Here is a 12,543-nt window from a genome sequence, read left to right on the forward strand (position 1 = left end):
TCAATCGCAACTTTGGTGTCATTGACTGAACGCAAAATGACCCGCTGCGTGTTTAACGCAACGGGTCTGATATGGCCTCAACGGTGCTTTCAGGCAACGAGACGCGTCGAATGATCGTCTTGTGCATAGGCTTTGCCGAAGCGGTTTGCGAGGAATGCATCAAGCGTAATGTCTTCCTGACGAACGAAGCCCTTCTGTGCAATTTCGCCCTTGGCCAGCATGTCGAGCACGGCGCAGATGGCTGAAGCGGTCGTAATCTGGATGCCCGAACGAACGATCTTGCCAACCTGATTGGCATAAACCTTGTTCGCGTAGGTTTCCTGAACCAGACGGCCGTTCTTTGTGCCGGAAACGGTTACGAAAATCACGATAACGTCCTGCAGCGTGCTTGGCAGAGCATTTTCGAAAATGTCCTTGAGCACTTCACGGCGATGACGAAGACCGAGATCGTTGAGCAGCGCCTTCATGAGCGCAACGTGGCCCGGATAACGGATCGTGCGGTAGTTAAGCGTGCGAACCTTGCCTTCAAGCGTATCGCAAAGCGTGCCGAGGCCGCCCGACGTGTTGAATGCTTCGTAGGTCACGCCGTCGAGCGAGAACTCTTCACGCTCTTCAAGTGCTGGAACCTTGGTCAGCTTGCCGTTTACGATGGCTTCGCATGGCTCGATATATTCGTTGATCAGGCCGTCGGTGCTCCAGGTCAGGTTGTAATTAAGAGCATTGGACGGGAATTCTGGCAGGGCGCCAACGCGCATACGCACGTTTTCAAGCGTGTCGAAGCGCTTTGCGAGATCGTAAGCAACGATCGAGATGAAGCCTGGAGCCAGACCGCACTGTGGAATGAACGCGGTATTTGCATCCTGTGCGAGTTCCATGACGCGCTTGGTGCTGGCAACGTCTTCGGTGAGGTCGAGGTAATGAACGCCGGTCTTCGCAGCTGCTTCTGCAATGAGCGTGGTCAGCTGGAATGGTGCAGCGCTCAGAACTGCAAACTTACCGGTAAGAACTGCTTCAAGAGCCTTGGCGTCTGCGATGTCGAGAGCCTGAGTCTTGACCTCTGCACCAGTGTCTAACGCATCGAGCTGTGTCTGCGAACGGTCAACAACCGTTACAGCATAATCACCAGTCGAAGCCAGAAGATCGGCAATGGTCGCGCCGATTTTGCCCGCGCCTACAACAACGATCTCTTTCATGTGTTTTCCCCTTAATCAAGGCATGTTGGGTAATGCAATTTCAATTCCTGAAGAATCTCACAATTTCCGGCGAAAAGAAGCATCTAAACTGACGATTTCACGTTGTTTGTTTGTACAATATGACGTATTTAATATGCATTATGACGACAAATGCTGATCTTGCCCTTATCGCCCTGTTGCGTGAAAACGCCCGTGCCTCCACAGCCGACCTTGCAAGAAGGCTCGGCGTGTCACGCACAACCGTGCAAAGCAGGCTGGAAAAGCTGGAAAAGCGGGGTGTAATCGAAGGCTATACCGTTCGAATCGCTCCGGAATTTGAGCGTGATCTGGTGCGTGCGCATGTGCTGGTGACAGCACTGCCGAAATTTGCACCAAAGGTTGAAACCGCACTGCGCAGCATCATGGCTGTGCGCACGCTGCACTCAGTCAGCGGCCATTTCGATATGATTGTTGTGGTCGAAGCGCCGTCGATACAGGAACTGGATGTTGTTCTGGATAAGATTGGTGCGCTCGAAGGTGTTGAGCGCACCATGTCCTCGATCATTCTTTCTACGCGAATTGATCGCTGATTTTATTAGAGCATTTCCTGTTTTTCTTGAATCATTGGAAATGCTCTATTTCTTTATTTTTTCGCATTATCCGACGCAAAACCGCTTCGCACTTTTGCTGGAAATGCTCTAGTTTCCAACAAACTCGAATTTATCGACATCGACTAGTCCGCGATCTGTGATCTTCAGATGTGGGATAACTGGCAACGCAACAAAAGCCAGCTGAAGGAATGGTTCTTCAAGAATTGAGCCAAGCTCTTCGGCTGCATGGCGAAGCTCGCGAAGCTGCTCTCGGACTGTTTCATAAGGTTCAATGCTCATCAGTCCGGCAATCGGCAAAGGCATTTCTGCGAGCACTTTGCCATCGCGCACAACGACAAAGCCACCTTCAATTTCGCCCAAGCGGTTGGCGGCAGCAGCGATATCTTCATCCGAGACACCGACAATGCAGATATTGTGGCTGTCGTGGCTGACAGTTGAAGCAATTGCGCCTGCTTTCAAACCAAATCCATGGACAAAACCTGTGGCGATATTGCCATTTTTTCCATGCCGCTCGACGACTGCGATTTTGACAACGTCGCGCTCAAGATCGGGTTCAACGCCATGTGGTCCCACCTTCAGGTCAAATTCGAGACTTTCGGTGATGATTTTGCCCGGAATGATGCCGATTGCACGCGTCTTGCCGCTATTGGATTGCGACCTGAAGTTTGACGCACTGACTGTCGGTGCTTTCACACTGTTGCGTCCGACTTCTGCGACCGGGTTGCGACGCGAAAACAGTTCTTCGGAAACAACCCGGCCCGCCGAAAGCACGATTTCGGCATGACAACCTTCAAGACTGTCAACAATCACGAGATCAGCACGTTGCCCCGGTACTACCAGTCCGCGATCAAACAAGCCAAATGCACGTGCTGCTGAAACACTGGCTGCGCGATAAATAGCAAGCGGCTCAACACCTCCGGCAATGGCCGTGCGGATGAGATAATCAAGATGTCCCTGATCGGCGATATCGAGAGGATTTCTATCGTCGGTACAGAGCGCGAGAAACTGCGAATGGCGCTCGGTAATAATCGGCATCAATGCATGAAGGTCTTTCGACACTGAGCCCTCACGCACGAGCACATGCATCCCCTTGCGCATCTTCTCAAGTGCTTCCTCAGCACTTGTCGCCTCGTGTTCGGTGCGAATACCGGCAGCAATATAACCATTCAGATCAAGCCCACGCAGAAGTGGCGCGTGACCATCGATATGGCGTCCCTGAAATGCTTTGAGCTTCGCCATGCATTCGGGATCTTTGGAGAGAACGCCTGGAAAATTCATGAATTCGGCCAGTCCAATGACCTTGGGATGATCGGCAAAAGGCAGCAGATCGTTGATCAGAAGTTCTGCACCCGAGGTTTCCATATGTGTTGCAGGCACGCAGCTCGAGAGCTGAACGCGAATATCCATGATGGTTTCAAGCGAGCTATCGAGAAAATATTGGAGGCCTTCCGCGCCCAGCACATTAGCAATTTCATGTGGATCACAGACGACAGTGGTTACACCTTGCGGCAATACACAACGGTCGAACTCATGCGGCGTGATATGCGAGGACTCGATATGCAAATGCGTATCTATAAAACCCGGTACGACGATGCGTCCCGAAATATCTATTTCCTGTTTGCCCTGATAGCTCCCAAAGGTGCCCACGATGCGGTCACCGCTGATCGCAATATCGCTTTCAACCAGTTCACCGGTTACAAGATCAAAGAAGCGGCCACCTTTCAGCACGATATCGGCAGGTTCGCGACCAGCACCCTGATCGATCATCTGTTCAAGCATTGGCTCACTCCCTTCAAAATCATTTTCGGAATCAATTTCCCGAAAATAACATACAGCGGTTCCAGTTAAGACTGAGTCGTTGGAGCTGCTGTAACTATCCGTTTTTTCGCATTGTCCAATGCAAAACGGTTTTCGGACAAAGCTGCGCGTTAAAACAAATATTTAGAGCGCTTTCAACGCTGATATTCAATCATGCGGCTGCGGTTAAGTACCAGTTCGAGACGATCTTCATCGAGCATATGGATACAGATGCGCTTGCTCCATGGCCCATCGCGCAATGTGAACAGCGCTCGGCCATGTCCGAGATCCTCCAATGGCATGACCTGTCGCGTTGGACCAATTCCCATGATGATATGGCCATTGTCGATAGTGAAGGAGGCTCCATAAAGTGGTGCAGTCCACTGGCCATCAAACTCTTTACCTGCGGGACGAGCGGCTACAGATTTCAATTCGCGCTCTACATGACCGATTTTGCCTTGCAGCGCATCGCCAGTCCAGCGCAGCGTCATTGGCGATGACGGAGATAGCGAAGAGAACCAGCCATCGCCTATATCGTGGAGACGATCTTCAGCACCAAGATAATTAGCGACACCTTCCTGCATCTCAATCCAGAACGGCCCTGTTTCAGTTACATATATTCCGTCCGGAATGGTGCAGCTGGTATCAGGCAGATCCAATTCATTGAGTGCGGCCATGCAGTCGCGCGCAATTTTGTAAGCATCAGCGTCTTCGCGATTGCTCACAACTATGATTCCGGTTTTCTCCGCAGGGTCGAGCAGAAAATAGCTTTTATAACCCGGATGCGATCCACCATGACCAATGAAGCGTGCGCCGCCAATTTCATTCCAACGCAAACCAAGGCCGTAACCGGTTGGCCGCCCGTCATTGAGGAAACGTTCAGCTGAAAGTCGCGAAAGAAGACCGTTAAACGGCCCCTCGTCTTCAAGGAGAGCCTGCGCCCATTTTGTGAGCGCCATTCCACTGCCTGCCAGACTGCCGGACGCGGAAAGTTGAAGGCCAGCCGTGCTTTCCTGCCATTTGTCTCCCGACTTCCAATAGCCCGGTGCAAGTCCTTTGACGGGGTCGGCCCAAATGTCCGGGACTTCAATCAATGTGTCGAGCAGGTCGCTGATTTCTGATTTAACAAAATCCTTAAAAAACAGACCTTTACGTTCAAATGCTGCCTCAACGAGCCTATACCCCGTATTGGAATAGGAAATTTCGCTACCGGCATTGAAGTTCAGCCGGTTCATTGTTGAAAGAAACTCTAAAAGGCTTTCCGCATTGGTATGTGTGTAGACGGACAATCCCAGCAGTGTCAGGCATTCGCGCACATCCGGCAAGCCCGACGTCATATCAAGCGCACGACCGATAGAAACGTCAGCCAAGGGGCTCTGCAATTCTGGCAGATGATCGCCAAGCCTATCGTTGAGGTCGATCACATCTGCATGACGCAATGCCATGGTGCAGAAGATATGCTTGGTTATAGATGCGTAGCGGACAACGGTGTTGGCTGTGAAAGGAACCCTAGTCGCGAGACTTTCCAGGCCACCTGCATAAGCAAACTTAACGCCTTGCGGATCGAACCCGATAATAACGCCGCCAGGTTCATTCTTGCCCCAGATTCTGGAATAAAACTTTGCAGACAATGAGGCTGCATTCCAGTCAGTGCGAATGGGCATAAAAACTCCGTCATGCGGTTTTCGGAACAGCAACCTGCTCCATATATGCAATTACTCTGCGGCATCGGCCTCCAAAATCGGAATCGATTTTTTCGGCCGATGCGTAGATTCAATAGTTTAGAGCGTCCTTTGTGCGTCCGAAAGAACGCACGGCGCACTAATGTATGATTGTAAGGATTGACTATATGTCGAGCACACTCAACGGCAACCCTCAAAGGTTAGCAACCACATAATTGAGATTCTTGTGGTCACGCAAGCCCCTGAGTTTACTGAATTTTATACCGCACTCTTAATGGGAGCAAAAAGGTCATCCAATTCTGAGGAGCACGGAACAAATGCGGAGATAGTTTGTAAGGCGGCTACAGGGTCGAGAGCTGTTGTTGTTAAGATAAAGAGATGGATTAGAAAACTATCCACATCTTCTCCCCAATATTATAGATTCTTTTTCGCTTTTTTTCCTTTTAACCATTAACATTTTCGGTTTTATTCTATTATAGCCATCTGGAAGTTGATCCAGTGAAATTGCAGTCATATAAGTGTAATAACAATAATGCAGGTTCCGGCACCCCGAGCGGAGGATTCCACTCTTGATGTTAACGCAACCTCATTTCCGAGGAGGAAATATGCTTACCCGTCTGATCACGACTTCGGCGCTGACTGGCGCCCTCGCCCTCACCATTGGTTCGCAGGCTTTCGCACAGACGGAGCTCAGCTGGTGGCACGGCATGACCGGTGCCAACAACGAAATGGTCAATGAGCTCTCCAAAGAGTTCAATGAAAGCCAGAGCGAATACAAGATCGTTCCGGTCTATAAGGGCAGCTACCCTGAAACGTTGAATGCGGGCATCGCCGCATTCCGTTCGAAACAGCCGCCAGCAATCATCCAGGTTTTCGATGCCGGGAGCGGTGTCATGATGGCCGCTGAAGGTGCGATGATTCCTGCTGCTGAAGTGCTCGAAAACGGTGGCTTCAAGTTCGACAAGTCGCAGTACCTGCCAGGCATTGTTGCTTATTACTCGAAACCAGACGGCACTATGCTGTCCTTCCCGTACAATTCGTCTTCGCCAATCCTTTATTATAACAAGGACGCTTTCAAGAAGGCTGGTCTCGACGAAAACAACCCGCCAAAGACCTGGCCAGAAGTTTTTGAAGCAGCCAAGAAGATCAAGTCGAGCGGCGCATCTGCCTGTGGCTTCACTTCGACCTGGCTCACCTGGATTCAGACCGAAAATTTTGCTGCCTGGAACAACGTTTCCTATGGCACCAATGAAAACGGCCTCGGCGGCACCAATGTCGAACTCAAGATCAACGAACCTCTTTTCGTTGAGCACTTCCAGGCTATTGCCGATCTCGCCAAGGATGGCACCTTCCGCTATGGCGGCCGTACATCTGAAGCAAAGCAGCTTTTCACTTCCGGCGAATGCGCGATGCTGACGGAATCTTCGGGCGGCCTCGGCGATGTCGTCAAGTCGGGCATGAATTACGGCATTGGCCAGCTTCCTTACTATGAAGGTCATGGTCCACAGAACACGATCCCGGGCGGTGCCAGCCTTTGGGTCTTTGCTGGCCTCAGCGATGACCAGTACAAAGGCATTGCGCAGTTCTTCAACTTCCTTTCGCAGACCAAGATTCAGCAGAAGCTGCATGAAAAGTCCGGCTATCTGCCTGTGACGATGGCTGCTTATGAAGCAACGAAGAACTCGGATTTCTATGAAAAGAATCCGGGCCGTGAAACACCAATCCTTCAGATGATGGGCAAGGCTCCAACGGAAAACTCCAAGGGTGTTCGCCTCGTCAATCTGCCGCAGGTTCGCGACATCCTCAATGAGGAATTCGAGGCCATGCTCGGTGGTAAGCAGGATGCAAAGACTGCGCTTGATAACGCCGTAAAACGCGCAAACGCAGCGATTGCAGCAGCACAATAATCTGATGAACTAGAGCGTGCCGCCTGCCCATATAAGGGGTTGGCGGCATTGCTATCCGCAAGGAAACTTCCCGTGCAGAAAGTCACGTTTCCAAACAAGATCTTACCCTACTTCCTGCTGGCCCCGCAGATCATATTGACTGTGATCTTCTTCTTCTGGCCAGCAAGTCAGGCAATTTACCAGTCCTTCATGCGCGAAGACGCATTTGGATTGAAATCTACATTCGTTGGGCTCGCCAATTTTACGAATGTGCTGGCCGACCCCAATTACCTGCATTCTGTTCAGGTTACGGTTGTCTTCAATCTTTTGACCGCTTTTGTGGCCATGGGCGCAGCATTATTGCTTGCAACGGCCGCCGACCGCGTCATTCGCGGCAAGACATTTTATCGTACGTTGCTGATCTGGCCTTACGCCGTGGCACCGGCTGTCGCTGGTATGCTGTGGCTGTTCATGTTCAATCCTGCCATGGGAACGCTTGCATATTTGCTGCGCAGCAGCGGCTTTGCCTGGGATCCACTGCTCAACGGCAATCAGGCGATGGCCATGATTGTGGGTGCAGCAGCATGGAAACAGATTTCCTATAACTTCCTGTTCTTTGTCGCGGGCCTTCAGGCAATCCCGAAATCACTTATCGAAGCGGCAGCCATTGACGGTGCACGCGGCGCACGGCGTTTCTGGTCGATTGTATTCCCGCTATTGGCACCAACAACGTTCTTCCTGCTGGTGGTCAACACGGTTTATGCCTTCTTCGACACATTCGGCATCATCCATGCCGTCACTGGCGGTGGTCCTGCCAAAGCCACCGAAACCCTGGTCTACAAGGTTTATAACGACGGCTTCGTCAATCTTAACCTCGGCTCCTCCTCGGCGCAGTCGGTTATTCTGATGATTATCGTAATCGCCCTGACCGCATTCCAGTTCCGCTTCATTGAGAAGCGCGTGCATTATTCGTGAGTGAGGCGACCATGATTGAAAAACGCCCAGTCTCAAATCTGTTAGGCCATCTGATCCTGATCATCGGGATCATCGTTGTTGCCTTTCCGATTTATTATACCTTCGTCGCTTCGACACTGACCTCTGGCGATATCATTCGTCCGCCAATCCAGCTTGTGCCCGGTGGGCACATGATGGAAAACTATGGCGACGCCATTTTCGGTGGCGTCGAGCGTGTGGTCGGCGTCAGCCTAGAACGGCTTCTGTGGAATTCGTTTGTAGTGGCAATGCTGATTGCGGTCGGTAAGATCATCATTTCCTTCATGTCGGCGTTTGCGATTGTGTTCTTTCGCTTTCCGTTCCGCATGTTCTTCTTCTGGATGATCTTCGTCACGCTTATGCTGCCCGTCGAAGTGCGTATCCTGCCGACCTATAAGGTCATCGTCGATCTCGGTATGATCGATACCTATGCAGGCCTGACACTGCCACTTATGGCATCGGCAACGGCGACGTTCCTCTTCCGTCAGTTCTTCCTCACCATTCCCGGTGAACTGGTCGAAGCTGCACGCATTGATAATGCAGGACCGTTCCGCTTCATGCGTGACATTCTGCTGCCGCTGTCGAAGACGAATATCGCTGCCCTCTTCGTCATTCTCTTCATTTATGGCTGGACCCAGTATTTGTGGCCGCTGCTCGTCACCAATGACGCGAAAATGAACACCATCATCATCGGCCTGCGCCGCATGGTGGATTTCGCCGATGCTTCCACACCGTGGAACTACGTCATGGTAACGGCCATTCTGGCTATCATACCGCCTATCCTCGTGGTGGTATTGATGCAGCGCTGGTTCGTCAAAGGTCTCGTTGAAACGGAAAAATAATGAGCAAGATCATTCTTGATAATGTCCGCAAGAGCTATGGCGGCGGTATTGAAGTCATCAAAGGCGTTTCGCTGGAGATCAAGGACGGTGAGTTTGTCGTCCTCGTCGGCCCTTCTGGCTGCGGTAAGTCAACACTTCTGCGCATGATCGCTGGCCTTGAGGGCATCAGTTCCGGCACGATCGCCATTGGCGATCGCGTCGTCAACGATGTGGAACCTGCTGAGCGGGACATCGCAATGGTGTTTCAGAACTATGCGCTCTACCCGCACATGTCCGTGCGCGATAACCTCGCCTATGGCTTGAAGAACCGTAAAACGCCAAAGGACGAGATCGAGCGCCGCATCGCCAAGGCTGCGAAAGCGCTTGAAATCGAGCAGTTCCTTGATCGTAAGCCACGCCAGCTTTCAGGCGGTCAGCGCCAGCGTGTTGCCATGGGGCGCGCTATCGTGCGTGAACCGGCTGCATTCCTTTTTGATGAGCCACTGTCTAACCTCGACGCCAAGCTCCGGGTGCAGATGCGCGTCGAAATCAAGCGCCTGCAGCGTTCGCTTGGCACCACAAGCGTTTATGTGACCCACGACCAGATGGAAGCCATGACCATGGCAGACCGTCTTGTCGTTCTCAACGCTGGCAATATCGAACAGGTTGGCACGCCGATCGAACTTTATGAAAAGCCAGCCTCGACCTTCGTTGCAACTTTCATTGGTTCACCATCCATGAACCTGCTTGAAAGCGATGAGAAGAACGTCTGGCAGCCGGGTAAGGCTGTTACCCTGCCTTCGGACAAGTATAGCTTTGGCGTGCGTCCGGAAGACATTCGCATCATAGAAAATGGTCAACCGGAAGCTGATGGCTTCAATGCCGAGGTGCGCATTGATGCCATCGAGCTGGTCGGTGCGGAGAGCTATATTCATAGCTCCCTCACCGATGGCAAGCCGCTGATCTTCCGTGTTCAGGGGCGTTCGGAACACTCGGTCGATGAAGTCGTCAAGATCGGTGCGTCTGCGAAGGACATTCATATTTTCGGTGCCGACGGACGTCGCGTAAGCAACTAAATTCAGTGTCGGGCGTTCAGGATTCTGAGCGCCCGATACATAAGAATTCGATTTAGAGCATAATTCCTTAAGCTTGGATCAGTTTAAGGTAAAATTATGCTCTAATTTTAAAGTGTTAGAGCGGCCTTTGCGCGCCCAATAGGGCGCCCGGCGCTCTAATTATCCGTTTTCGTTTTCTTTTTTATGCGCTACACAAAGTAGAATATTTTTCTCTTTTCGAGGTAAGCGCATAGGATGACCCACCAGCAGATACTGTCCTTCGCCGTGATTATTCTCATGATGGGGGCATTTATCTGGGGTAAGTTTCGCTACGATATTGTGGCTCTTTGCTCACTGTTGCTGGCTGTTGGCGTCGGGGTTGTACCCTTCGATAAAGCGTTTACGGGTTTCAGTGACGATATCGTCATTATCGTCGGTAGCGCACTCATCGTTAGCGCTGGCGTTGCACGATCCGGGCTTATGCAAGAGGCGGTGCAGCGCTTTCTTCCCGAGATGAACAGCGTGCGTTTACAACTCGCTGTTCTTGTGGCGATCGTCACGGTTCTATCCGCATTCGTGAAAAATGTGGGTGCCCTGGCAATCATGATCCCCGTCGCATTTCAGTTTGCACGCCGTTCGAACGTTTCCCCATCAACATTCCTGATGCCGATGGCATTCGGTGCGTTGCTCGGTGGCTTGATGACACAGGTGGGCACCTCGCCCAACATTGTGGTTTCACGCATTCGTGGTGAGATGGTTGGTGAACCCTTCACCATGTTTGACTTCACGCCGGTTGGTGCGGTTCTGGCAGTTGTTGGGTTGATTTATCTCGTTACTTTTTATTGGCTCGTGCCCCAGCGTGCACGCGAGAGCGTATCACTCGATGAAGCAATCAAGATCAAAAATTACGCTTCAGAAGCGCGTATTTTGAAAAACTCGCCTATGGTCGGCAAGCGTATCACCGATCTCATCAAGCCTGCCGAAGGTGAGGCCATGGTGACAGCAATCATCCGGAAGAAACAGCGGATGACACCCCTGCCCGATACCGTTCTCGCTGAGGGCGACGTGGTGTTGCTTGAAGGCGATCCGAAAGCACTCGACCTCGTTGTCAATTCGGGCAAGTTGACTTTAAGCGAAAACCGCAATCCTTCCGACACCAGCGGTTCGACAGATATTGAAGTTGTGGAAGCCGTGATTGGAAAGAACTCGCGGCTTGTCGGGCTTACCGCCCAGCGGCTTGACCTTTATTCGCGCTATGAGGTCAATCTGCTTGCCGTCAGTCGCCCCGGTGAACGCATTACAGAACGCTTAAGCGAAGTCATACTCGGTTTCGGTGATGTGGTCGTCCTTCAAGGACGACAGGCTGCTCTCTCGGCTTATCTGCCGGAGTTTGAGCTGTTGCCGCTCGCGCGGCGCAAACTTATGCTCGGTAGTGTGAGGCGCGGTTTGATCCCACTGGCAATCCTGATTGCGGCAATCGGCGCGACAGCACTCAGCCTCGTTCCTGTCGCCGTTGCGTTCTTCGCGGCGGCGGTTGCCATGCTGCTCTTCAAAGTTATTCCGATCAATGAAGTCTATGATGAGATTGACGGGCCTATTCTGGTGATGCTTGCAGCACTGATACCTGTATCCGATGCCCTTCGTACCACAGGCGGTACAGAGCTTATTGCGGAGGGGTTGGCGAGCATAGGTCACCAACTGCCACCAGCTGGCGCACTGGCGCTTATTCTGGTCACGGCTATGATGGTCACGCCGTTTCTCAATAATGCGGCAACCGTGCTGGTGATGGCCCCAATTGCCACAAGTTTTGCTTCGGGCCTTGGTTTCAAACCAGAAGCATTCCTGATGGCGGTGGCGATTGGTGCGGGTTGCGATTTTCTCACGCCAATCGGGCACCAGTGCAATACGCTTGTGATGGGGCCTGGCGGCTACAAGTTCAGCGATTATCCGAGGCTTGGACTGCCGCTATCGATCATCATCGCACTTGCGACTGTTCCAGCGCTTATGTTCTTCTGGCCGTTAAAGTAGATTGTCTGCCTGTGCAGTTACCTGAACCCAGTTGAGACTTGCAGCAACAATTTTCTCAATCGGATCAGCAACATCGGCGCGGAATACAAAAGGCTCGCCAACAGGGCTTTCCAATGTTGCAAGCTGGCTTTCAAGCATTGCCACCGGCATAAAATGCCCGGTACGGTGGCCCATGTGCTCATACAACACATCGAAGCTTCCATCGAGGAACACGAACAACAGTGGACCACGAGATGCATTGCGCAAGCGGTCGCGATAGCTCTTTTTAAGCGATGAACAGGAGACGATTATACCGTTTTCTGCCGTTGCCAGTCGTTCGCCAATCTTATCGAGCCAAGGCCAGCGATCTTCATCCTGCAGCGGAATTCCGGAGGCCATCTTGTCGACATTGGCCTTGGGATGCAGACTGTCGCCCTCAAGAAAGGACAGATTAAGGGCTGAAGCCAACTTTTCTCCAACCGTTGACTTTCCTGAGCCTGAAACCCCCATTACGATGAT

General features: G+C 51.8%; 10 protein-coding genes. 6 read left to right on the forward strand and 4 right to left on the reverse strand.

From position 1 onward, the window contains the following. Positions 1 to 89: 89 nt before the first annotated feature. Positions 90 to 1,193 (reverse strand): saccharopine dehydrogenase C-terminal domain-containing protein, encoded by a 1,104-nt coding sequence (locus ACSME1_RS17650; protein ID WP_424576845.1) that lies wholly within the window; start codon positions 1,191 to 1,193, stop codon positions 90 to 92. Between the two features lie 140 nt (positions 1,194 to 1,333). On the opposite strand from ACSME1_RS17650, the gene ACSME1_RS17655 reads away from it, so the two are divergent. Then, positions 1,334 to 1,762, forward strand: coding sequence for an Lrp/AsnC family transcriptional regulator (locus ACSME1_RS17655; RefSeq protein ID WP_024896265.1), 429 nt, complete (start codon positions 1,334 to 1,336; stop codon positions 1,760 to 1,762). A gap of 108 nt (positions 1,763 to 1,870) precedes the next feature. Here the strand turns inward: ACSME1_RS17655 and ade are convergent, their stop codons facing one another. Continuing rightward, positions 1,871 to 3,562: an adenine deaminase gene (gene ade, locus ACSME1_RS17660; protein ID WP_435655100.1), complete on the reverse strand. Its 1,692-nt coding sequence runs from the start codon at positions 3,560 to 3,562 to the stop codon at positions 1,871 to 1,873. A gap of 173 nt (positions 3,563 to 3,735) precedes the next feature. After that, complete coding sequence (locus tag ACSME1_RS17665; RefSeq protein ID WP_435655101.1) at positions 3,736 to 5,244, reverse strand: serine hydrolase domain-containing protein; 1,509 nt, start codon at positions 5,242 to 5,244, stop codon at positions 3,736 to 3,738. A gap of 623 nt (positions 5,245 to 5,867) precedes the next feature. On the opposite strand from ACSME1_RS17665, the gene ugpB reads away from it, so the two are divergent. The 5 genes from ugpB to ACSME1_RS17690 all read left to right on the forward strand — a co-directional run bounded on the left by ugpB (position 5,868) and on the right by ACSME1_RS17690 (position 12,045). Next, positions 5,868 to 7,169 carry a sn-glycerol-3-phosphate ABC transporter substrate-binding protein UgpB gene (gene ugpB, locus ACSME1_RS17670; protein WP_424576842.1) on the forward strand — a complete coding sequence of 434 codons (1,302 nt, stop codon included), beginning with the start codon at positions 5,868 to 5,870 and terminating at the stop codon, positions 7,167 to 7,169. 72 nt (positions 7,170 to 7,241) lie between these two features. After that, positions 7,242 to 8,123 (forward strand): sn-glycerol-3-phosphate ABC transporter permease UgpA, encoded by an 882-nt coding sequence (gene ugpA, locus ACSME1_RS17675; protein ID WP_424576841.1) that lies wholly within the window; start codon positions 7,242 to 7,244, stop codon positions 8,121 to 8,123. Positions 8,124 to 8,134: 11 nt separating this feature from the next. Continuing rightward, positions 8,135 to 8,983, forward strand: a complete 849-nt coding sequence (gene ugpE, locus ACSME1_RS17680; protein WP_094574358.1) for a sn-glycerol-3-phosphate ABC transporter permease UgpE — start codon at positions 8,135 to 8,137, stop codon at positions 8,981 to 8,983. Next, positions 8,983 to 10,038 carry a sn-glycerol-3-phosphate import ATP-binding protein UgpC gene (locus tag ACSME1_RS17685; protein WP_024896271.1) on the forward strand — a complete coding sequence of 352 codons (1,056 nt, stop codon included), beginning with the start codon at positions 8,983 to 8,985 and terminating at the stop codon, positions 10,036 to 10,038. The genes ugpE and ACSME1_RS17685 overlap by 1 nt, the downstream gene beginning before the upstream one ends. Before the next feature lie 234 nt (positions 10,039 to 10,272). Continuing rightward, on the forward strand, positions 10,273 to 12,045 hold the full coding sequence (locus ACSME1_RS17690; RefSeq protein WP_024896272.1) for an SLC13 family permease: 1,773 nt from the start codon (positions 10,273 to 10,275) through the stop codon (positions 12,043 to 12,045). Here ACSME1_RS17690 and ACSME1_RS17695 read toward each other — a convergent pair. Further along, positions 12,037 to 12,534 carry a gluconokinase gene (locus ACSME1_RS17695; RefSeq protein ID WP_435655459.1) on the reverse strand — a complete coding sequence of 166 codons (498 nt, stop codon included), beginning with the start codon at positions 12,532 to 12,534 and terminating at the stop codon, positions 12,037 to 12,039. The two genes, ACSME1_RS17690 and ACSME1_RS17695, sit on opposite strands and share 9 nt — an antisense overlap. Positions 12,535 to 12,543 lie beyond the last annotated feature (9 nt).

Origin of the sequence: Brucella pituitosa (assembly GCF_965577835.1) — a bacterium.
In the GTDB taxonomy this organism is placed as follows: Bacteria; Pseudomonadota; Alphaproteobacteria; order Rhizobiales; family Rhizobiaceae; genus Brucella; species Brucella pituitosa.